This window comes from Gorillibacterium sp. CAU 1737 (assembly GCF_039888655.1).
Classification (GTDB): domain Bacteria; phylum Bacillota; class Bacilli; order Paenibacillales; family NBRC-103111; genus Gorillibacterium.
In genome coordinates, this window is record NZ_JBDQQO010000003.1 from 130,342 (window position 1) to 151,370 (window position 21,029).

General features: G+C 58.8%; 18 protein-coding genes. 17 read left to right on the forward strand and 1 reads right to left on the reverse strand.

The window, feature by feature from the left end:
- Nucleotides 1–25: 25 nt before the first annotated feature.
- The 13 genes from AAFN83_RS08005 (at nucleotide 26) to AAFN83_RS08065 (ending at nucleotide 14,729) form a co-directional block, all read left to right on the forward strand.
- On the forward strand, nucleotides 26–1,420 hold the full coding sequence (locus AAFN83_RS08005) for a nucleotidyltransferase domain-containing protein (RefSeq protein WP_347768443.1): 1,395 nt from the start codon (nucleotides 26–28) through the stop codon (nucleotides 1,418–1,420).
- 1 nt (nucleotide 1,421) lies between these two features.
- Nucleotides 1,422–2,483, forward strand: a complete 1,062-nt coding sequence (locus AAFN83_RS08010; RefSeq protein WP_347768445.1) for a glycosyltransferase — start codon at nucleotides 1,422–1,424, stop codon at nucleotides 2,481–2,483.
- Nucleotides 2,480–3,640 (forward strand): polysaccharide pyruvyl transferase family protein, encoded by a 1,161-nt coding sequence (locus tag AAFN83_RS08015; protein ID WP_347768447.1) that lies wholly within the window; start codon nucleotides 2,480–2,482, stop codon nucleotides 3,638–3,640. Before AAFN83_RS08010 ends, AAFN83_RS08015 begins: the two co-directional genes overlap by 4 nt.
- Nucleotides 3,641–3,659: 19 nt before the next feature.
- On the forward strand, nucleotides 3,660–4,850 hold the full coding sequence (locus AAFN83_RS08020) for a glycosyltransferase (protein WP_347768449.1): 1,191 nt from the start codon (nucleotides 3,660–3,662) through the stop codon (nucleotides 4,848–4,850).
- A 23-nt stretch (nucleotides 4,851–4,873) separates the two neighbouring features.
- Nucleotides 4,874–6,070 carry a glycosyltransferase gene (locus AAFN83_RS08025; RefSeq protein WP_347768450.1) on the forward strand — a complete coding sequence of 399 codons (1,197 nt, stop codon included), beginning with the start codon at nucleotides 4,874–4,876 and terminating at the stop codon, nucleotides 6,068–6,070.
- Nucleotides 6,067–7,350, forward strand: coding sequence for a glycoside hydrolase family 88 protein (locus AAFN83_RS08030; protein ID WP_347768452.1), 1,284 nt, complete (start codon nucleotides 6,067–6,069; stop codon nucleotides 7,348–7,350). The genes AAFN83_RS08025 and AAFN83_RS08030 overlap by 4 nt, the downstream gene beginning before the upstream one ends.
- A 275-nt stretch (nucleotides 7,351–7,625) precedes the next feature.
- Entirely contained in the window at nucleotides 7,626–9,182 is a 1,557-nt protein-coding gene (locus tag AAFN83_RS08035; protein ID WP_347768454.1) for a lipopolysaccharide biosynthesis protein, read from the forward strand.
- Nucleotides 9,182–10,231 carry a UDP-glucose 4-epimerase GalE gene (galE, locus tag AAFN83_RS08040; protein WP_347768456.1) on the forward strand — a complete coding sequence of 350 codons (1,050 nt, stop codon included), beginning with the start codon at nucleotides 9,182–9,184 and terminating at the stop codon, nucleotides 10,229–10,231. Before AAFN83_RS08035 ends, galE begins: the two co-directional genes overlap by 1 nt.
- A gap of 147 nt (nucleotides 10,232–10,378) precedes the next feature.
- Nucleotides 10,379–10,528, forward strand: coding sequence for a hypothetical protein (locus AAFN83_RS08045; protein WP_347768458.1), 150 nt, complete (start codon nucleotides 10,379–10,381; stop codon nucleotides 10,526–10,528).
- A 50-nt stretch (nucleotides 10,529–10,578) separates the two neighbouring features.
- Nucleotides 10,579–11,544, forward strand: a complete 966-nt coding sequence (locus AAFN83_RS08050) for an ATP-grasp domain-containing protein (RefSeq protein WP_347768460.1) — start codon at nucleotides 10,579–10,581, stop codon at nucleotides 11,542–11,544.
- 4 nt (nucleotides 11,545–11,548) lie between these two features.
- Nucleotides 11,549–12,256 (forward strand): HAD family hydrolase, encoded by a 708-nt coding sequence (locus tag AAFN83_RS08055; protein ID WP_347768462.1) that lies wholly within the window; start codon nucleotides 11,549–11,551, stop codon nucleotides 12,254–12,256.
- Complete coding sequence (locus AAFN83_RS08060; protein WP_347768464.1) at nucleotides 12,249–13,424, forward strand: DegT/DnrJ/EryC1/StrS family aminotransferase; 1,176 nt, start codon at nucleotides 12,249–12,251, stop codon at nucleotides 13,422–13,424. The genes AAFN83_RS08055 and AAFN83_RS08060 overlap by 8 nt, the downstream gene beginning before the upstream one ends.
- A 783-nt stretch (nucleotides 13,425–14,207) precedes the next feature.
- Nucleotides 14,208–14,729 carry an ADP-heptose synthase gene (locus AAFN83_RS08065; RefSeq protein WP_347768465.1) on the forward strand — a complete coding sequence of 174 codons (522 nt, stop codon included), beginning with the start codon at nucleotides 14,208–14,210 and terminating at the stop codon, nucleotides 14,727–14,729.
- A 42-nt stretch (nucleotides 14,730–14,771) separates the two neighbouring features.
- Here the strand turns inward: AAFN83_RS08065 and AAFN83_RS08070 are convergent, their stop codons facing one another.
- Nucleotides 14,772–15,239, reverse strand: coding sequence for a cupin domain-containing protein (locus AAFN83_RS08070; protein ID WP_347768466.1), 468 nt, complete (start codon nucleotides 15,237–15,239; stop codon nucleotides 14,772–14,774).
- Between the two features lie 196 nt (nucleotides 15,240–15,435).
- Between AAFN83_RS08070 and AAFN83_RS08075 the strand changes: the two genes are divergently transcribed.
- From AAFN83_RS08075 to AAFN83_RS08090, 4 genes are all read left to right on the forward strand, one after another.
- Nucleotides 15,436–16,206 carry a sugar phosphate isomerase/epimerase family protein gene (locus AAFN83_RS08075; RefSeq protein WP_347768468.1) on the forward strand — a complete coding sequence of 257 codons (771 nt, stop codon included), beginning with the start codon at nucleotides 15,436–15,438 and terminating at the stop codon, nucleotides 16,204–16,206.
- Nucleotides 16,207–16,392: 186 nt separating this feature from the next.
- Nucleotides 16,393–17,589 carry a S8 family peptidase gene (locus AAFN83_RS08080; RefSeq protein WP_347768469.1) on the forward strand — a complete coding sequence of 399 codons (1,197 nt, stop codon included), beginning with the start codon at nucleotides 16,393–16,395 and terminating at the stop codon, nucleotides 17,587–17,589.
- 263 nt (nucleotides 17,590–17,852) lie between these two features.
- Entirely contained in the window at nucleotides 17,853–18,875 is a 1,023-nt protein-coding gene (locus AAFN83_RS08085; RefSeq protein ID WP_347768471.1) for an HD-GYP domain-containing protein, read from the forward strand.
- A 113-nt stretch (nucleotides 18,876–18,988) separates the two neighbouring features.
- On the forward strand, nucleotides 18,989–21,004 hold the full coding sequence (locus AAFN83_RS08090; RefSeq protein WP_347768473.1) for a methyl-accepting chemotaxis protein: 2,016 nt from the start codon (nucleotides 18,989–18,991) through the stop codon (nucleotides 21,002–21,004).
- Nucleotides 21,005–21,029 lie beyond the last annotated feature (25 nt).

A 21,029-nucleotide genomic window follows, 5' to 3' on the forward strand; every position in this document is an offset into this window, starting at 1 on the left:
AAATTCAGAGAAGAAGGGGAGCCTCATGAGCGATCGCAAGGCGGGCGTTCGGCCCGAACCATGGAAGCAGCAACGGGTTGAATCGTCCAGCGGGCGGCCCGACACGCGGACAGGGGAGCAGCCCGGCGCAGGGACCGATAAGCAGCCGGGTGCCATTCAGCAGCCGGTTTCCCGTTCCGATGCCCAGCATGCCAAGTGGCACCGCCATCGGGAAGGTGCTGCATTGCCCGAGCCCGCCTCTGCGGAGCTGTCCGGCGAGCTGCAGCTGCTGCTCGCCATGCTGCGCCAGCAGCCGGGCCGGTCCTGGCACCCCCAGGAGCTTGCGGCGGCGGAGCATGCCGACTGGGCGCATGTGCTGGAGCTCGCGCGGCATCATCGCGTGACCCCGTACCTGCACCGACAGGTGCAGGCCCTGGAAGGGGCGTTCCTGCCTGCTTCGATTCGCGAGACGCTTGCGCGTGAATACCGCACGAATGCCTTCCGCATGCTGCATCTGGCCGGGGAGATGGAGCAGGTCAGCGGGGAGTTGGCCCGCGCGGGCATTCGCTCCCTCATGCTGAAGGGACCGGTGCTCGCCTGCGACTTGTACGGCGAGCTGTCGCTTCGCACCTCTTGTGACCTGGACGTGCTCGTGGAGATCGAAGAGCTTCCGCGAATTGAGCGGCTGCTGCCTTCTCTCGGTTATGTGAAGGATGATTATATCGAAACGGTACTTGGCGACTGGAAGTGGCGCCATCATCACATCACCTTCTATCACAGCGAGAAGGGGATCAAGCTGGAGGTTCACTGGCGGCTCAATCCCGGGCCTTCCAGCGAGCCGGGCTTTAAGGAGCTCTGGTCGCGCAAGCGGCAGTCTCCCCTCGCCACGGGGCACCCGGTCTACTTCCTCGGCCGCGAGGATCTGTTTCTCTTCCTCGCCTCGCATGGGGCGCGCCACGGGTGGTCTCGCTTGCGCTGGCTGCTCGACATCGACCGGCTCGTCCGGCAGGGGCTCGACGAGCGGACGCTTGTGCCCTTGCTTCGCCGACACCGCCTCGCGCCGATCGGCGGGCAGGCTATGCGGCTCGCCAATCGGCTCTTCGAGACGCCGCTTACCGCACCGCTGGCGGCGCTCGCCTCCGGCCGCCGGGCGGGGAAGCTGGCGGACGGCGCGATGTTCTACGTCCGGCAGATGCTGAACCTGCACACCTATCCGCTGTCGGATGAAGTGAATCGCTACCACCGCCGCCACCTGTTCGCGCTGATGGCGCCGTTCCACAAGCTGCTGTTCCTCCTCAGCCTGGCTTATCCCTTTTACGAGGATGCGCGAACGCTTCCGCTGCCTGCGGCGGCACACTTTCTGTACTTTCCGCTTCGCCCGTTCCTCTGCGTCTGGCGGCTCGCTCGCCGCCGTGTGCGCTATCTGGAAGGGGGGGCATGAGATGGAGAACGTTCGCGTCAGCGTCATTGTTCCCGTCTATAACAGCGAACGCTATCTAAAGGAATGCGTCGACTCTCTCCTCAGCCAGACGCTTCCCGGCTGCGAGTTTCTGTTCGTGAACGACGGTTCCACCGACCGAAGCGGAGTGATCCTGAACGAGTACGCGGAGCGGGATTCGCGCATTCGCGTGATCGAACAGCCGAACGGCGGCGTGAGCGCGGCCCGCAACCGCGGGCTGCAGGAAGCTTGCGGTGCGTACATCGGCTTTGTGGACGCGGATGACTCCGTGGAGTCGGATTTCTTTGAGACTCTCTATCATGCTGCGGAGAAAGAGGACTGCGACATCGTCGTCTCGACCTTCGCCGCAAGCCAGGAGGGGACGCTTGTCGTCACCGAGTACGGGCTGCCTACCGACAGGCCGCTCAACCGGGATGAGATTCAGCGCACCATCCTGCCCTATTTTCTCCGCGAAGAAAACCTGAACGCCGTTTGGACCAAGCTGTACCGCGCCTCTCTCCTCCAGGAGCGCAACGTGCGGTTCCCGATCGGAGTGGCGCTCGGTGAGGATGCCCTCTTCAACATGGAGGCGTTCGTGCATGCGTCCAACGTGCGTGTTTTGAACTACCTTGGGTACCGTTACCGAGAGGTTCCGGGAAGCGCCACCCGTAACATTCTTGCCAAAGACTATTTTCGTCGGGCACTGGAAATCTATGAGCTGCGGCTGCCAGCCTTCGAGAGCGCTACGGGACTGCCGGAGGAAAACCTCACCCGGCTTCGAGCCGAGAAACTGATCTACAGCGTACTCTCCTACGTCTATCTCTACCTGAGTCCCAGCCCCGAGGTACCTTTGCGCAAGAGGCTTGCCTATGTTCGAAAAATGATCCGCCACGAGCGAGTGAGAGAGGCTCTGCCCTTCTACTGGAAGGAGCGTTACCAAGCCGGAGGCCGCTATGAGCGGATGCTGCTGTGGCTTGTCAAAACGAGGCTGACGGCGGGGCTCTACGCCGCCACTGCTTACAGCCGCATGAGAAACCAAGGAAACCGGAGGCCGGAATTGCTATGAAAATCATGATGTTTGCCCACGCCGGGAGCTTGAACCGCGGCTGCGAAGCCATCGTTCGCTCCTCGACCCAGCTCATCAAGGAGCGGATCGCGGACGCTCGCGTGCTGCTCACCTCGGAGCGGCCCGAGACGGACCGTCTGCTCGACAAGGTGGATGAAATCCGCGACGGGAAGGCGCAGCCGGTGAGCCGGTTCAGTCTGGACGGTGTGCTTGCTGCTCTCTCCTACAAGCTGAGGGGGGACGAATCCTATGCACTTGGCAAAATCCACCGCAACGTCATCCGCCACATCCCGGAGGTGGACGTCTGCCTCTCCATCGGAGGAGACAATTACTGCTACGGGGAGCAGCCCGGCTGGTACGAGATCGATCGGCAGGTGAAGCGGCAAGGCAAAAAGCTGGTGCTCTGGGGCTGCTCCATCGGCGAGGAAGACATGTCGGAGCGGAAGCTGGAGGATCTCCGGCTGTTCGACCTCATCCTTGCCCGCGAGACGCTGACCTACGGCATGCTCCGCTCGAAGGGGCTCACGAATGTTCGGTTGTGTGCCGATGCGGCCTTCACCATGGAAAAGGAGGAGCTGCCGCTGCCCTCCGGCTGGCAGGAAGGAAACACGCTCGGCTTCAACTTCAGCCCGCTCGTCTGGAAGCGGAACGAGCGGTCGCGGGATGCGGCGCGTGCGCTCGTCGCCCACATCCTATCGACCACCTCGATGAGCATCGCGCTTACGCCGCATGTCGTCGAGGAGGGCAATAACGACTACGATCTGCTGCGCCAGTTTGAGGAGGAATTTGCGGCAACCGGCCGGGTGTTCCTGCTGCCCGATCATCTCAGCGCTACGCAGGTGAAGGGCTATATTGCACGGATGCGCTTCTTTGTCGGGGCGCGCACGCATGCGACGATCGCCGCCTATTCGAGTCTCGTGCCGACGCTCGTGCTCGGCTACAGCGTCAAATCGAAGGGCATCGCCCGCGATCTTTTCGGCAAGGAGAAGCTGGTGCTTGGCATTGATCGGCTGCAGGACAAGACCGAGCTCATCGCGGCGTTCGACGAGATGGTGCGCGAGGAAGCGGAGCTGAAGGCGCAGCTCGCCGTCGCCATCCCCCGCATCAAGCAGATGTCCAGAAAGGCCGTCGATTACCTGTGCGAGGTGGCGCGATAGCTGGAGGGAGGAGATGGCCATGAAAAAGAAGCTGCTGTTCATCATCCCGAGCCTGTCCGCCGGGGGAGGAGAGAAGAGCCTGGTGACGCTCCTGTCTCAGCTCGACTACACCCGTTATGAGGTGGACCTCTTCCTTCTCCATCCGGAGGGGCTGTTCCTGGACTTCCTTCCGCGCGAGGTACGGGTGCTGCCGCTCCCGGACACCTGGAAGACCTTCGCCCTCCCTCTGGTGGAGTCGGTGAGGAGCTTTTTGGCGGAAGGAAAGGTTTCCCTTGCGAGGCACCGCCTGCAATTTGCCCTTGCGAGCCGAACGCAGGACACGAGCTTGGGCGAGCAGAGAGGCTGGAAGCATCTGTCCGCGGCGCTTCCGTTATTGCCCGGGGTCTATGATGTGGCGATCGGCTTTCTGGAGAAAACCTCCAATTACTTATGTGTCGATAAAGTCCGCGCGAGGAAAAAAATCGGCTGGGTTCATATCGATTACGACAAGCACGGCATGGATGCCGCGTTTGATCTGCCTTATTTTCAAAAGCTGGATCACATCGTGACCGTCTCGGAGGAGTGCGCCGAGATTTTGCGCCGTCACTTCCCGGAGGAGGCCGGCAAGATCGATGTCGTCTATAACATCGTCTCACCCGCAATGATCACGCGCATGGCCGACGAAGTCCCGGAGGACCTCTACGGACGCAGAGGCAAGGAGACGATCATCCTCTCCATCGGGCGGCTGCATCCGCAGAAGGCATTCGAGCTTGCCGTCGCCGCCTGCCGTCGGCTCCTCGATCGGGGACACGCCGTGCGCTGGTATGTGATCGGCGAGGGAGAGGAGCGCGGCAAGCTGACAGAGCAGATCGCCGAAAACGGGCTTTCGGATCACTTTTTCCTGCTTGGCTTGAAAGCTAACCCTTACCCCTACATAAAGCAAGCTGACTTGTATGTGCAGACGTCCCGGTACGAAGGCAAGTCCATCGCCATCGACGAGGCGAAGATTTTGGGCAAGCCGATCGTGGTCACCAACTTCAGCACGGCTGTCGATTCGCTTCGTCATGGTACGGAGGGACTCATCGTCGGTATGAGCCCGGAGGCGGTGGCGGACGGCATCGAGAAGCTGCTTTCGTCGCCTGCTCTTTGCCGCCGGTTCACCGAGCAGCTGGCCGGAAGCCGGCTCGGAACGGAAGAGGAGCTCGCGAAGCTGGAGCGGCTCTTCGCCTAATCAAATCGCAAGGAGGTGGCAAGGTGAAAAAGAAGCTGCTGTTCGTCATGAACAACCTCGGCTGCGGGGGGGCTGAGAAGGCGCTCGTTTCTCTTCTCAACACGATCGATTACGACGCTTACGAGGTTGACCTGCTGCTGTTCCGCCAGGAAGGGCTCTTCCTCCATCAGCTTCCGGAGGAGGTGAGGCTGCTCCCGGAGCCGGGCGGCTACCGCGAGTATGACATGCCGCTTCGCGGGGCGGTCGCGAACCAGCTGCGCAGCGGCCGGGTAGCGGATGCCGCTCATCGGCTCGCCGCCGCCTGGGTCTTCCGCCGCGAGCCGAACCGCGCTCGCTGCGAGCAAAGAGTCTGGCGACACCTGACCCGCTCCTTGCCTCCGCTAAATGGTGACTATGACGCCGCTATCGGCTTTTTGGAGAAAAACCCGATCTATTACTGCATCGAGAAGGTGAGGGCGAAGAAGAAGCTTGGATTCATCCACAACGACTACCGTGAGCTGGGGATGGATGCGCAGCTGGATCGCCCTTATTTTGACCGGCTCGATCATGTGGTCACGGTGTCCGAAGGATGCGCCCGAACGCTGCGAGAGGAATTCCCGCACCTTGCTCATAAGGTGGAGGTGCTGTACAACATCGTCTCGCCTCGGGCGATCCGTAAGCTGGCTGCGGAGGGAGTCCCTCTTCCACCAGCGGATGTGAAACTGTTGTCCATCGGCCGGCTGACGGCCCAGAAGGGCTTCGATTTGGCGGTAGAGGCTTGCCGCTTGCTGGCAGACGGCGGCCTGAACGTCAGTTGGACGATCCTTGGCGAAGGCGAGGATCGGCCTCGGTTGGAGGAGCTCATCCAGCAGCATGGCCTGCAGAACCGCTTCCTGCTGCTCGGCTTGCGCGATAATCCGTACCCGTACTTGCGGGAGGCGGACATTTACGTGCAGCCCTCTCGCTTTGAAGGCAAGTCGATCGCCATCGACGAGGCAATGATTCTCGGCAAGCCGATTGTCGTCACAAATTTCACGACGGCAAGGGACCAGATCGAGGATGGACGAACGGGACTCATCGTGAACATGGATGCCAAGGCCCTTGCGGACGGCATCCGCCGACTGGCTGAGGATAAAGAGTTGGCTGCTTCCTTGGCGCGCCGACTGGCTGAGCTTGCTCTCGGTACGGAAAGCGAAGTCAAGAAGCTCTATCGGATCGTGGGAGAGGGGGGATGTGCATGATCGGAATCGCCTGGGGAATCGTCGCTTTGTTAACTGCGCTTGCGGTTGCCGTCGCCTTAACTGACCTGGTGCCGGTCTTCCGCACCTGGCAGGCGCGCATTCATATTGGCCGCCATTCCAACCGGGAAGCATGGACGCATCTCGTGCAGGGCAAGGCGGTCGGGTGGGTACGCCGTACGCCGACTGTTCGGCTTACAGACCAGACCCGCTTGACCCTGCTGGATCGGCTGCGCGGCAACTATTCCCGTTCCTCCATTCAGCAGTGGCAGGAAGGGGCGCTTCTACTTGGCTTGGGCGACCTGCTCCGGTTGGAAGAAGAGGATAGGACCGGGCCATACAAGCAGATCCAGCGGGAGCTTGACCGCTACCTGGAACGCCTAGTGGGGTCGGATGGGAACTGGCGAACGCCCCCTGCGCATGTGGATGCGGCAATCCTTGCCTATGCGCTGATGCGGCTGCCGGGGCGCGACCCGGATCACTACCGCCCGGCTTATGATGCGGTCTGGGCAATGATCCGGGAGCATCTGGGCGACGACGGTACCGTCGGCTATCGCAAGAGCATGATGAAGTACCGGTATGTGGACACGGTCGGCTTCATCTGTCCCTTCCTTACGGCCTATGGCATTCGCTACGGGAAGGAAGAATGTGTCGAGCTGGCACTCCGCCAGCTGCGGGCCTACGAGCGGCACGGGCTTCATCCCGGCCTGTTCATCCCGAGCCATGCCTATGAGGTAAAGACGAAGGCCCCCCTCGGCCTGTACGGCTGGGGTCGCGGGCTCGCCTGGTTCGCACTCGGCTTGGCCGATACGCTCCGGGAGCTTCCCGCCCGCCATCCTGAACGAGCCGCGCTTGAGCGAACGGTCGCGGGGTATGCGCTGGCCGTCCTTCGCGAGCAGCAGCCAGGAGGCCATTGGAGCTGGACGGTTATGCGCGAAGAGGCGATTCCCGATTCATCAGCGACGGCCGCGCTCGCCTGGTTTCTCACCCAGGCGGCGAGCCTGGATGCTGTATCCCGGGAATGCCTGGCCGGAGCGGAGCGAGCGCTGCACCATTTGATGAAGGTGACCCGCCGCGACGGAGTGATCGATTTCTCCCAGGGCGACACGAAGGACATCGGCGTGTATTCCACCCGGTTCGACATCCTGCCGTTCACCCAAGGCTTTGCTCTCCGGGCATCCTGTGCCTTCGGGCAGAGCGGAGGAAAGGGCCATGATCGCGACGCTTCGGAACGGACTGCGTGCGCGGCTGAATCGCTGGCTGACCGACGAACCGCGGTTTGAGGACTATGTCCGGCTCGGAATGAGAGTGGGAGAGGGCTGCCCGCGGAACGGTCCTCGTTGTGTGAAGAAGAGTCGGGTTCGTCAGCGAACGCTCCCCATTGCGCGACCGGATCCTGTGCCCGACACAAGGCATAGGACTGCACAAGGGGAACGGGATACGACAGACCCGCTTTAGATCGAGCAGGACCCACTGCTCATTAGCAAAATGCCGGCGACGGCCCTCCGCGCGTGCTTGAAGCGTACAGGGGCTTTCGCAGGCCGGAAAGAGGCGTGTCATGAGAACGAAGAACACAATGATCAACATTTTGGCCGGACTCGGAAATCAGCTGATTATTACAGCCCTCAGCTTCCTGTCGCGAAGCGTCTTCATCGCCACGCTCGGCATTGAATACCTGGGCGTCAATGGGCTGTTCACGAGCATTCTGGCCATGCTGTCTCTGGCGGAGGCGGGCATCGGCGCGAGCATCATCTACAACCTGTACAAGCCGGTGGCGGAGAACGATCAGGAGCAAATCAAAGCCCTCATGAAGCTCTACCGCAAGGCTTATCTCCTCATCGCCCTTGTGGTCGCGCTGCTGGGACTTTCGTTTCTGCCGTTCCTCCCCTTTTTCGTAAAAGACGCCCAGGTCGATCACCTGTACCTGATCTTCAGTATTTTTCTCGTGAATACAGTGGCCCCCTATCTGTTCCAGAGCAAGCTGTCGTTCCTGAACGTCAACCAAAAGACGTACGTCGTCACGGCGGCCTACTCGATCTCCTCCATTCTGTCGACCAGCCTCAAAATTGCGATCCTCTATTACACGCAAAATTACATTCTGTTTCTTGTCATCGACTGCGTATTGACGATCTCGACCTCGCTCTATTTGAGCCGCCGGGTGGATCGCCAGTACCCTTTTTTGAGAGAACCGGCCACGGCCCGCATCGACCCCGAAACGAAACAGTCCATCATCCGCAACGTGAAGGCCATCGTCCTGCAAAACATCGGCGGGTACTTTGTGTTCGGAGCCGACAGCCTGATCATCTCGTCCTTTGTGAGTCTGGCGGCGGTCGGTCTTTATTCCAATTACAAAATGCTGATCGACATCAGCCGCACCTTCGTGAATCAGATCTTCAACAACATGTATCACAGCGTCGGCAATCTGGTGGCAAAAGAGTCCTCGGCGAAGGTCTATGCGGTCTACAATGCCACGATGCTGGTCAACTTCTGGCTGTACTCCCTGTTCGCCATTCTGCTGTACGCGCTGATCGGACCGTTCATTCTGCTCTGGATCGGGCCCAAGTTCCTCATGGGGCACGGGGCACTCATCTTGATGGTGCTCGTCTTCTTCGAGCGGGGCATGCGCAATTCCATCTCGACGGTGAAGACGACGGCGGGCATTTTCCACCAGGATCGGTATGCGCCTCTTTTGCAGGCAGCGGTCAACCTCGGGGCGGCTTTGGTGCTCGTCCAGTACATGGGGATCGCAGGTGTCTTCCTCGGAAGCTTGATCGGCAGCCTGGTCGTTCCGTTCTGGTATACCCCTCACTTGGTTTATCGCCATGTGTTTAAGCGGTCGGTCGCCGACTACTATCGGCGCTATGTGGGGTACTCGGCCGTAGGGGTTCTGGCGCTTGCGGCGGTCTACGGCATCATGGACGTGCTGCCGGCAGGAGGCTGGGGAGCCTTTGTCCTGAAAGCAGGGCTGTCGTTCGCGGCGGTTAACGGGATCTACCTGGCGGCCTTTTGGCGCACGGAGGAATTTAAGTATCTCTTGGAAGTGGCCCGTGGACTGGTTCGAAGGCTGACGGGCCGCAAACTCGAAACGATGGAGCGATTGGAGGGGATTCGCTGATGGCCATTCTCGTGACAGGCGGAGCGGGGTATATCGGCAGTCATACCTGTGTGGAACTGCTAACCACCGGCTATGATGTGGTGGTGGTGGATAACTACTCGAACAGCCACCCGGAGGCGCTGAACCGGGTGGAGGAGCTGACCGGACGAACCCTGGCTCGCTATCCGCTCGACCTGCTCGACAAGGAGGGGCTTAGCCGGGTTTTCGCGGAGCACTCCATCGACGCCGTGCTGCATTTTGCCGGATTGAAGGCGGTTGGGGAATCGGTCGGGCTGCCGCTCCGATACTACCATAACAACATTACCGGAACGCTGAACCTCTGCGAAGCCATGAAGGAGCATGGGGTGTTTCGCCTCGTGTTCAGCTCCTCGGCTACCGTATACGGGCTGGCGGAGACGATGCCGATTGCGGAGACGGCTCCGCTCGGGGCGACGAATCCGTACGGCCGCACGAAGCAGATGATCGAGGAGATGCTTCGCGATCTGAGCCTCACCGATCCGCGCTGGAGCATCGCGCTTCTGCGCTACTTCAACCCGGTGGGCGCACATGAGAGCGGGCGCATCGGGGAGAATCCCAACGGCATTCCCAACAATTTAATGCCGTTTATTACCCAGGTGGCGGTCGGCAAGCTGCCGCTTCTGCAGGTGTTTGGCAGCGACTACCCGACTCTCGATGGAACGGGTGTACGCGACTACATCCACGTGACCGATCTCGCCATCGGGCACCTGAAGGCGCTCGCCAAGACCGCGGATTCCTCCGGGGCGCACGCGTACAACCTCGGCACGGGCCGGGGCTACAGCGTGCTGGAACTGATCGAAGCCTTCCAGGCAGTGTCGCGCCGAGTCGTGCCGTACGTGCTTGCCGATCGCCGCCCGGGCGATATCGCCGTCTGCTTCGCAGATCCGGCAAAGGCGGCCGCGGAGCTTGGCTGGACTGCCGAACGGGGGATCGAAGCGATGTGTCGGGATGCCTGGCGCTGGCAGATGCAAAACCCGGACGGCTACCTGACCCCGGCCGCGGTGTTACGAACGGGCTCCGGCGGGGTATAGAACGATAGGTTCTCTGCATTCATCAGATATTGGAGTCGAATCTGAGGCATAACGGGAAGCGGGATGAATCAAGAGGAACCCAAAATAGGAATCAAAAATGGAATAGGAAGCAAATAGAGAGACCAACCATACAGGGGGTTTGAAACCATGTACGATCTAGGCAGGCTGTCGCAGGATGATCTGCTCGCCATTATGCTGGATGTGACCCGCAAGGGCGAGGAGTCCCGCGATTGGGGCGTTCGGGAAGCGATCGAAGAGCTGAAGCGGCAGATTATGAACTCTACCCGGCTTGACTAAAGATCGAGCAGGATGGATGACGAATTGAGAAAAAAAGGAGAGTTTCGAACATGAAAGCCACTCATCTTCTCTTTACCAGCTCGGGGCGGCGGGTTTCGCTGATCCGGGATTTTCAGGAGGCCTATCGCCGACACGACATTCCGGGAAAGGTGATTACTGCCGACCTGAAAGCGACGGCTCCGACCGCCTTTACCAGCGATAAGCATTACCTCGTGCCTCCTGTAACCGATCCGGGTTACCTGGACCGGCTCCTGGAGATTTGCCGGGAGGAGAAGATCGATGCCATCATCCCGCTCATCGACACGGAGCTGACCCTCCTCGCGGAAAATCGCGAGCGGTTCGAGCAGGAGGGGGTTCGGCTGGTGCTATCCAGTCCGCGGGTAAACGAAATTTCCTTCGATAAGACGAATACGTACCGTTTTTTTCAAGAGCATGGCATTCCAACTCCCCGGGTCTTCACAGAGGAAGAAGTGAAGCGAGGGGAGTTTTCTTATCCCCTCATGGTTAAGCCGCGTAACGGCAGCTCGGGCAAGGGCGTGACCGTCGTGCGCAATGAGCGGGAGCTGCGCTTCTTCCTTGACTACATACCGGACGCGATGGTGCAGGAGCTGGTGAGCGGCGAGGAATACACCATCGACGTCTTTGTTGATTTTTCGGGGGCCGTCAAGACGATTGTTCCCCGGCTGCGCATCGAGACGCGAGCGGGTGAGGTGAGCAAGGGGATTACCCGCAAAAATCCATTCCTCATCGACGCCGCTCGCCATGTCGCGGAATGCTTGCCGGGGGCGGTCGGTTGCATTACTCTGCAAGGGTTTCTACAGGCGGACGGTTCCTTTACTTTTATCGAGATCAATCCTCGCTTTGGCGGAGGCGTTCCGCTCTCCATTGCTGCCGGAGCGGACCTCCCGTTGTGGACGCTCCAGATGTGCAGGGACATCCCTCTCGGGGAGCCTGATTATTCCTGGAAGGATAACCTCGGCATGTATCGGTACGATGATGCCGTTTTTGCTGGGTGAGCCTATGGCGATTGAGGCGGTTGTGTTTGATTTGGATGACACGTTGATCTCGGAGCGGGATTACACCCTGAGCGGGTTTCGCGCTGTTGGTGAATGGCTTGGCGCGACTCTTCCGGCCGACCGTTTCTATGAAACGGCGGCTGCTCTCTATGACAGCGGAGACAAGGGTCAGATCTTCAATCGAACGTTGGATGCCCTCGGCATTCCCTGGGACGATCGCTTGATTTCCTGCTGCATCTGCTGCTTCCGGGAGCATCGTCCGGACATCCGGCTTCTCCCGGATGCCGAATGGGTGCTCTCCCGTTTAACCAGCCGCGTGAAACTCGGTTTGATCACCGACGGCTATCTGGAGACGCAAGAGCGCAAGGTGCAGGTGCTTGGGCTTCGGGAGCGGATGCAGGGCGTGATCCTGACCGATCTGTTCGGGCGGGACTGCTGGAAGCCGAGCCCGGTTCCGTACGAGGCGGTTAGCCGGTTGCTCCAGACGGAGCACGACTGCTGCCTGTACGTGGGGGATAATCCGTCGAAGGATTTTGTAACGGCCAAACGGCTCGGCTGGACGACGGTCCACATCGACCGCGGCGACGGCGTGTATTCGGGAAGAACGTATACCGCCCTGGAAGAAGCTCATTATCGCATAACCTCGCTTCTGGAGTTGAAGGACATTCCGGTCCTTGGGCCGTTATTTCGAATGGAGGGATTGTATGCCTAACCCCGTGCCAGCCAAACGAATCTTCTTGTCTCCCCCGCATATGAGCGGAGGAGAGCTGTCTTACATTCAGGAGGCGTTCGATACCAACTGGATCGCGCCGCTTGGCCCGAACGTTGATGCGTTCGAGCGGGAGCTGGCTGAGCAGGTGGGGGTACGCGGCGCCGCTGCCGTTTCATCCGGGACGGCTGCTCTCCACCTTGCACTGAAGCTACTGGGCGTAGGACCGGGGGATACGGTCTTTTGCTCCAGCTTCACGTTCATCGCTAGTGCCAACCCGATTCAATATGAAGGGGCGACGCCCGTCTTCATCGACTCGGAGCCGGACAGCTGGAACATGTCTCCGGCTGCCCTCGCGAGAGCCCTCTGGGATGCCGACCGGCTGGGCCGTCTCCCGAAGGCCGTCATCGTGGTGAATCTGTACGGGCAGAGCGCGAAGATGCTGGAGCTGAAAGCCTTGTGCGACCGCTACGGAGTGCCCATTATCGAGGATGCCGCGGAATCCCTCGGCTCGACCTACGAGGGGAAGCCAAGCGGAACGTTCGGCCACTTCGGCGTCTATTCTTTTAATGGCAATAAGATTATTACGACCTCCGGTGGCGGAATGCTCGTCTCCGATGACACTGTCGCTCTTGAACGTGCCCGGTTTCTCGCTACGCAGGCGCGTGATCCTGCCCCCCATTATCAGCACAGCACCGTGGGCTATAACTACCGGATGAGCAATGTGCTGGCAGGAATCGGCCGGGCGCAGCTCGAGGTGCTGGAAGAACGCGTGCGGGCTCGCCGCCTCATCTTCGCCACTTACGCGAGCGAACTGGAGGACTTGCCCGGCATATCCTTCATGCCGGAGCTTGCAGAGGGCCGCTCCAACCGCTGGCTCACGGTCATGACCGTGAACGCTCAAGAGAGCGGCGTATCCGTTGCTTCTCTGCTTCGGTCTTTGGCCGAGCAGAACATCGAAGCACGGCCGGTCTGGAAGCCGCTGCACCTGCAGCCGCTGTTCCTGGAAGCGGCCTATTATTCTCACGCGCCAGGCGAGAGCTTCTGCGAGAAGCTGTTTGCCGAAGGCATTTGCCTGCCCTCCGGCTCGTCGCTTACGGAAGAGGAGCAGGCGCGCGTCATTTCCTGTGTGCGCGAGCAGATGAAGCGCGGAATCGCCGTTTCTGCGTAATCGGCAGCCGAAACCGAATAGTTATCCCGAACTCGACGTCTACTACGAAGTCGGAGCCTTGGACGGACTTGAAGGGTTCTATGAAGTCGAAGGCTTCATCAAACTTGTAGCCTTCGTTCGATGAACTTGAATCTTTCTACGAAGTCGAAGCTTTCCCACGAGCACGAAGCCTCCGCTAACGGTGGAGGCTTATTTGTGTTTTCGTTTTTCCTTTGGGGAAAATCGGCGTCTGGGTGCTATCCAGCCACTTTCAGCCCCATTTCAATAAAATAAGGATCTCCGAAATCCTTATTTCGGATTTCGCGCCCCTGTTGGTGCAAATAACGATCTCCCGAATCCTTATTTGGCGTTCCTGTACACTTTCAGCCCCACTTCAAGAGAATAAGGATCTCCGAAATCCTTATTTCGGATTTCGCGCCCCTGTTGGCGCAAATAACGATCTCCCGAATCCTTATTTGGCGTTCCTGTCCAATTTCAGCCCCACTTCAAGAAAATAGGGATCTCCGATATCCTTATTCCCGATTTCGAGTCCCTGTTGGCGCAAATAAGGATCTCCGGTATCCTTACTTCCGCCACTCGTCCTCCCAGCGCCGCCCCGCCACCTCAGCGCTTCACCTGCCCTCCCAGTTCCACCCGGCCACTCTCAGCGCCCCCTCCGTCATCTCATTTCCGAAGCGCGAGCCCGCCACGCGAACAACGGCACCTCCGGTTTCGATTCTCCTGTGGTTTGCGTTGCCCCACGCACAGTGATAGGATGAAAACAAAAAAGGAATCGATCCCGTCATGCCTATCCGTTTTGTAACCGAAGCCGTCATGCTGGCGGTTTACGGCAATCTGATCGTTCCCGACAAGCCGGTGGAGTTTCTCGTCCCCGCTTCGACCATCACCGACCTGTATGATTACCTGGATGATCCCGAGCCGATTGTGATGGACCTCGATCCCGAAGAACTGCGGAACACCATCAAGCGGCTCATTGAATTTTTCGAGCTTCCCTTTTTCGCCAAACAGATTCAGAACGCTCTTCTGGTTCCCTGGAGGAAGACCTCGGCGCTGCCGCTTGCCGATCAGGTGACCGTCTCGGTCATCAACACCCTCGAGAATGCGGAGTATGGCGAAGCCTTCAACGAAATCGACACCGAGCTGATCCTGGCGGCCATACGTGAAAAAGCCCTGCTCCTCACGGACCAGTTTGAGCTGGTGGACCGTATTCTGGAGCAAGGCATTCCCGTCATCGTGGTGGATGTTGAGGATTTTGAATACGCCGTTGAGAGCGGGCTTCCCAGCCAGCTGGACAGTGAAAGCTGACAGCTGGCTTTTTGCTGTTCCCGCTGGGCTAGGAGCAGTCTCTTACTTCGATTCCTCGGTCTTCTCGACCAGGCGGAAGTCGTCATACTCGAAGCCCGGGGCGACGATGCAGGTCACGAAGCCGGCTTCGTCCCCGATCGGACGCGCGGTTTGCCATACGCCGGCCGGAACAAGCGCGGTCGGGCGTTGCCCGGCGGCTATGTCCATGCCGAGAATGAAGCGTTCCCCATCCTCCGGATGCTCAGCAGACCCGCCGAGGGTAAGCTCGATCGGGCTCCCGGCTTGCCAGATCCACAGCTCGTCCGACAGCACGACATGCCAGTTGGACACTTCTCCCGGATGGAGCAGGAAGTAGACGCCCGTGGCCGAGGCGCGGTCGCCCGAGTATTTGGGGCCGAGCACCGATTGGGGAATCTCTTGAGCCGTTCTCCAGCATTCGGTAAACCAGCCGCCTTCCACATGGGCGCGAAGCTTAAGCAGATCAACAAGAGGGGATACAGGGGTTGTCATGGTGCAGCTCTCCTTTTTTAGCGGGTGATAACCGCCAGCATGCTTTTTATCATACCTTTTTTTTGGTCGGATGCCAAAATCACAAAAGAATGCCCCAAATGCCGAGATAGTATTTTTACTGCACCGGGGTATAATCAAGAGCGTATCGAGAAACGGACCCTATAGACGACACAATAATCCAAGGATGGTGGATCATATGGCAAAGCCGATCGTGGGACTGCAGCTGTATACCCTTCGAGACATGACGGAAAACGATTTCCCCGGAACCCTGCGCAAAGTAGCGGAACTCGGCTATCAAGCGGTTGAATTTGCCGGATACTTCGGGATGCCCGCGAGCGAGCTTAAGGCTCTATTGAAAGAACTGCAATTGGAAGCGCCTTCGGCTCACGTGGGCCTTACCTTCGATGAGCCGGATCAGATTTCAGCTAACCTGGCAAAAGAAATCGACTATGCCAAAGAGCTCGGACTGACGTACCTCGTCACTCCCTATGCCCCGCTTCCGGACCAGCCGACGATGGAGGATGTCCGCGCGCTCGCGCAGATTCTGGAGGCCGCCGGCCGGCAGGTAACGGCAGCCGGGTTGAAGTACGCCTACCACAACCATGATTTCGAACTCAAGCGGGTAGAAGGAAAACCGGTGCTCGATCACCTGCTGGAGCTCGTCCCTGCGGAATACATGGCAGCCGAGTTCGACCTGGGCTGGATTCACATGGGCGGAGAGGTTCCCGTTGACTACGTCACTCGCTATGCCGGACGTCTGCCGCTTGCGCATTTCAAGGACTTTGGCGAGGGAACCCGCGACACCGAGGTGGGAACAGGCGTTGTCGATTTGAAGAGCGTGCTGGCCGTCGCGGAGCAAGCGGGCATCCAGTATTTCATCGTCGAACAAGAGGAGTTCCCTTCCTCTTCCATCGAAAGCGCTGCTCGCTGCCTGGACTTTTTCCGGGAGAACGGCATCCTCGATTGAGATTGCAAGAAACCGAAAGCCCTCCATGTGGAGGGCTTTTTTGATGGAGAGCCTTTGTGAGAGTTTGGTATAGAGCTTCGGAAGGGCTTGGTGTAGAGCCTATGGGGAGAGACATTCGCATAATTGGCTGCGGCTGCTCACTGGCCCATGCTTCCGGTACAGCTTGCTCATAAGATGCAGGAGAACATGAAAAGGGTCGAGGAGGAGAGTCCCATTTCCACCAAAACGAAAAGGAAGGTCCACTCCACTGCTCATTTGATCGTCAAATATCGGAATGGCGTGTCGCGCGCCTCGGTCGCATCGGCCTGTCACAAGAACGGAGACCGGCTCGTGTCCTGCAACGCCAAGCTGGGCTTTGACATCATCGAGGTGAAAGGCAATCTGTCGAGGGCGCTGCACCGTTACAAGAAGCAGGCGGGGGTTGAATACGTGGAACCCAATTATGTCCGCCGTGCGGCCTATATTCCGAACGATCCCTTGTATAGTCAGCAATACGGGCCAGCAGCGATTCAAGCTCCTAAGGCCTGGGATCGTACCCTTGGAAAAAAAAAGATCATCATCGCCGTTTTGGATACCGGGGTCCAAACCAGCCATCCCGATTTGAAGACCAAGTTGATCAGCGGGTATAACTTTGTCGGGAATAACACGAACACCGCAGACGATAACGGGCATGGCACGCATGTGGCGGGGATCGCGGCCGCAGCCACCGGCAACCGCACAGGGATAGCCGGAATGGCTCCGCGATGTCAGATTCTTCCCGTAAAAATCCTGGACGCAGCCGGCAACGGGACAATCCATCAGATTGTGCAGGGCATCCATTATGCCGTTGACCGGGGGGCTCATGTGATCAACATGAGCTTTGCGGGAAGCGATAACTCCAAGCTGGAGGCCGATGCCATTCGCTACGCGAAGAAAAAGGGAGTTGCGCTCATTGCGGCCGCCGGCAATGACAACACAACGACGCGCTGTTACCCGGCCGCCTTTGCCGATGTGCTTGCCGTCGGCGCCATCGATCGCAGCGGGAAGCGAGCCAGCTTTTCCAACTACGGCAAGTGGGTAGGCGTCACCGCACCGGGGGTCGACATTCTGTCGACGTACCCACCCGGCCGCTATCAGCAGATGAGCGGAACCTCCATGGCGGCTCCTCACGTCAGCGGGTTGGCCGGTCTGCTCGCCTCTCAAGGCTTGAGCGGAACGAAAATCCACTCCCGCATCCAGAAGACGGCCGATCAAATCGGAGGGACCGGCTCTTTGTGGAAGTACGGCCGGGTCAATGCGGCCAAAGCAGTGCGCGGCACGGCAATCCGTTCGAGCGGTCAAGTGTTTGCAGCCCGAAGAAGGAGCCGCCGCGCAGCCGTCCTTCTGTTGACGACGGGACCGTAAGAGGAAAAAATGCACACAAAGTCTTCCATGTGCATTCTTGGACAGCCGCAGAGCCTTTCGCTCTGCGGCTGGTTTTTTTTACAAAAAATGAAAGCGTTGCTAAAATTGGTGTCTATCTTTCGACACTTCTATACAAATATTGACGAATTATGGCACGTTCTTATATTCTCTTATACGTGTTATAAAAATAATAGATAAGGAAGAGTACTGTTCTCTACACCGAGGTTGATCCGCATTGCTTGACGGAACGGTAAGGTGACGAAATGAAAGGAACAAAAGTACGCTTAGCGGCTTGCAAGGATGGCGACGTTCTGGCGGAGGACGTTCATCTGCCTAATGGAATTTTGTTGATTACCCGCTACAGCCCATTGAATGATTACATCCTCCGAAGGCTTGCCGAACACTGCATTGAAGAAGTGCAGGTTTTGCCGCAGGACGATTCTTCTCCTACCTTGATGAAGGAATATCATGCGGGTGTTCGCAAGCTGGGCCGGATCTTTCGCAGGCTGATTGCCGGGGTACGCATAGAGTCGCGGGAGATCGAGGCGATCACGGATCGTCTCTTTGCCTGTTTGGAAGAGCCTTCGCATATTGCCTGGTACTTAAACGAGGTGCAAGCGAAGGATGAATACACCTATTCCCATAGCGTGAATGTGTCGATATACAGCCTTCTTATCGCCAAATGGATGGGGCTTCCCCCCTCCGAGATTCGCAAAGCCGGACAAGCCGGTTTGGTGCACGACGTCGGAAAGCTGCTGATCCCGGAGGGTGTGCTGAACAAGCCGGGGGCGCTGACCGGCGAAGAGTTTGCCCTGATGCAGCAGCATTCCCGCCTGGGCTATGAAATGCTTGGCAGAATTCCCGATTTGCCGCCTGAGGTGCGGGATGCCGCACTCCATCATCATGAGAGGCTGGACGGCAACGGCTACCCGACCCGAACCCCTCTCCCTAAGCTGTCAGTTGCGGCTCGCATTGTTGCGGTCGCGGATGTGTTCGATGCGATGACAACGAACCGCATCTACAAGAAAGCTTCCTCTCCCTTTGAGGCCTTTCATATGTTCTCCACGACGGGAAGGGCGCAGTTTGATCCTGAGGTGTTGTGCGCTTTCTTGGAACGCATGCCTTCCTGCTACACGGGGACTAAGGTATACTTGAGCAATGGACAAGAGGGTGAGATTGTGTATGTTTCCCCGTATCAAGTTTCGTCCCCGATTGTTAGAATTGAGGATGATTACAAGGAGTTGGGACCCTTTCATTCCACGAAAATTACAAAACTGGCCATTTAAGAGAGCCAGAGCGTGTTTGTAAATCCGATCTTCGGTCGAATTTTTCGACCCTTTCATAGGATTTCAAACACGCTCCAGAGAAGACCGTCGGAGAGTAGAGGAGGCTGGTTGTGTTGAAGAAACTGCAAATGCCAGTATGGAAAAAAGGGAAAGTGCGAGCGAAGGGCTCGCGTAAATGGACGATGGGATCGCTGCGTACTCAATTGATCGCGGTGTTTGCCATCGTTCTTTTGATACCGGCTCTCTTGGTAGGGATCATCTCTTACCGAAGCGCCGATTCGAACCTGCATGCGGATGTAGAAGCAACAGTGGACGAGAACGTCATGGTGCTGAATTCCATTTTGAACGACACGATCAAGCAAAAGTTTGACCAAACGTCCACGATGGCGAGCGTCTTCCATAAGACGGATGATCCGAAGACGATAACAGCCAGCCTGCAGACCTTTGCTTCCCTGCATCCTGAAATCACGAGCATCTACGTGGGGACCGACCAGGGCCAGATGATGCTTGCCCCCTCCGTCAGTCTGCCCGATGACTTCGACCCTCGCAAGCGGCCCTGGTACGAGGATGCCGTACAGGCGAACGGCAAGGTGGTGATGACGGACCCGTACCAGTCGGCCGACAGCGGCGGCGCGATGGTCGTCACCATCGCACGGACCTTGTCCGACGGCTCCGGAGTGCTTGGCATGGACCTAAGCCTGGACCGAATCACAACCCTCGCCAGAAGCATCTCCTTTGGCAAAAAAGGGTACGCCTTCATCCTGGACAAGGATCAACGCGTCATCCATCATCCCGATCTGGAGAACGGGTCGGAAGCTCCTGCCTCCATGTTCGATTCCCTCTACACGAATGACTCCGGAGATCTCACCATGGGCGAAGGAGGCGAAGAGCACATCGTCTCCTATCTGACCAACGAGCTGACCGGCTGGAAGGTCGCCGGGGCTTATCCCCACAAAGAAATCGACGAGGCTGTGGCACCCATTCTTCGCACGACCGGAATCGTGGTTGTGGCGGCCATTGTGATCGGCGGTCTGCTCATTACCGCCTTCCTGTTCTCGATCCTGCGCCCGCTTCGCCAAATTCACCAAGCGGTGGATCGCATCAGCAAGGGGGATCTGACCCACCAGATCGAGGTTTCCGCTTCTCATGAGCTTGGGGATTTGGCGCAGGGCTTCAATGTCATGTCCAGCCACCTGCGGCAATTGATCCAGGAGGTCGGCATTCACGCCGGCCATGTGGCTTCTTCCGCGGAGGAGCTGACAGCAGGCGCGGAGCAGACCGAGAAGGCGACCGAGCAGATCTCGAACGTCATTCAGGGCGTCGCAGCCGGAACGGATCGTCAACTGAAGCACGTGGAAGACAACAGCGCGTCGGTCGGCAGCATGTCGCGGCAGGCGAGAGACGCCTCCGACCAAATGCTCGACATCTCCGACCGAATGGCATCGGCAGCCGGACTCTCCCTGGAGGGCAAAGAGGCAATGGAAGCGGCCGTCGATCAGATGGCGGCGGTGGATGCCTCTGTCCAAGAGCTGGCCGGTGCACTGGATCGGCAAGGAGAGCGCTCCGAGGAGATCGGCCGGATCGTCGAGATCATGGCGGAGCTGTCGGCGCAGACCAACCTGCTCTCCCTCAATGCGGCCATCGAGGCCGCGCGAGCCGGAGAGCACGGCAGAGGCTTTGCTGTAGTCGCGGAGGAGGTTCGCAAGCTGGCCGACCAATCCGCCGCTTCCGGCAAGCGCATCGCGACGCTGGTCACCGCCATTCAATCCGACACGAGACAGGTGTCGGTCTCCATGGGCGATGCCCAGGCGAAGCTCGCGGAAGGAGTGCGCTCGGTCGAAGCGGCCGGGACCCGCTTCCACGGCATCTACTCCTCGGTGCAAGGGGTGACGGGAGATGTCGGCGACATGGCCGGACTCATCACCCGCTTCGCCGAGCAAATGACCGAGCTGTCGACCGCCATGGCGGAGGTGCAGCAGCTGGCCATCGAGACGGTGGACGGCACACAGACCGTCTCCGCATCCACCGAGGAGCAGCTTGCTTCCATGGAAGAGATCGCGTCCTCTGCTGCCTCCCTCGGCAAGATGGCGGAGGAGCTTCAAGCCATGACCGAGCGGTTCCGCGTGTAGGCAAAAAGAGCTTGCCTCCCGGCTA

Coding starts and splice junctions, on each gene's coding strand:
- AAFN83_RS08075 (WP_347768468.1), top strand. CDS start 15,436: ATGGCAAAGCCGATCGTGGGACTGCAGCTGTATACCCTTCGAGACATG.
- AAFN83_RS08020 (WP_347768449.1), top strand. CDS start 3,660: ATGAAAAAGAAGCTGCTGTTCATCATCCCGAGCCTGTCCGCCGGGGGA.
- AAFN83_RS08005 (WP_347768443.1), top strand. CDS start 26: ATGAGCGATCGCAAGGCGGGCGTTCGGCCCGAACCATGGAAGCAGCAA.
- AAFN83_RS08065 (WP_347768465.1), top strand. CDS start 14,208: ATGCCTATCCGTTTTGTAACCGAAGCCGTCATGCTGGCGGTTTACGGC.
- AAFN83_RS08015 (WP_347768447.1), top strand. CDS start 2,480: ATGAAAATCATGATGTTTGCCCACGCCGGGAGCTTGAACCGCGGCTGC.
- AAFN83_RS08070 (WP_347768466.1), bottom strand. CDS start 15,239: ATGACAACCCCTGTATCCCCTCTTGTTGATCTGCTTAAGCTTCGCGCC.
- AAFN83_RS08080 (WP_347768469.1), top strand. CDS start 16,393: ATGAAAAGGGTCGAGGAGGAGAGTCCCATTTCCACCAAAACGAAAAGG.
- AAFN83_RS08055 (WP_347768462.1), top strand. CDS start 11,549: ATGGCGATTGAGGCGGTTGTGTTTGATTTGGATGACACGTTGATCTCG.
- AAFN83_RS08035 (WP_347768454.1), top strand. CDS start 7,626: ATGAGAACGAAGAACACAATGATCAACATTTTGGCCGGACTCGGAAAT.
- AAFN83_RS08060 (WP_347768464.1), top strand. CDS start 12,249: ATGCCTAACCCCGTGCCAGCCAAACGAATCTTCTTGTCTCCCCCGCAT.
- AAFN83_RS08050 (WP_347768460.1), top strand. CDS start 10,579: ATGAAAGCCACTCATCTTCTCTTTACCAGCTCGGGGCGGCGGGTTTCG.
- galE (WP_347768456.1), top strand. CDS start 9,182: ATGGCCATTCTCGTGACAGGCGGAGCGGGGTATATCGGCAGTCATACC.
- AAFN83_RS08045 (WP_347768458.1), top strand. CDS start 10,379: ATGTACGATCTAGGCAGGCTGTCGCAGGATGATCTGCTCGCCATTATG.
- AAFN83_RS08085 (WP_347768471.1), top strand. CDS start 17,853: ATGAAAGGAACAAAAGTACGCTTAGCGGCTTGCAAGGATGGCGACGTT.
- AAFN83_RS08030 (WP_347768452.1), top strand. CDS start 6,067: ATGATCGGAATCGCCTGGGGAATCGTCGCTTTGTTAACTGCGCTTGCG.
- AAFN83_RS08010 (WP_347768445.1), top strand. CDS start 1,422: ATGGAGAACGTTCGCGTCAGCGTCATTGTTCCCGTCTATAACAGCGAA.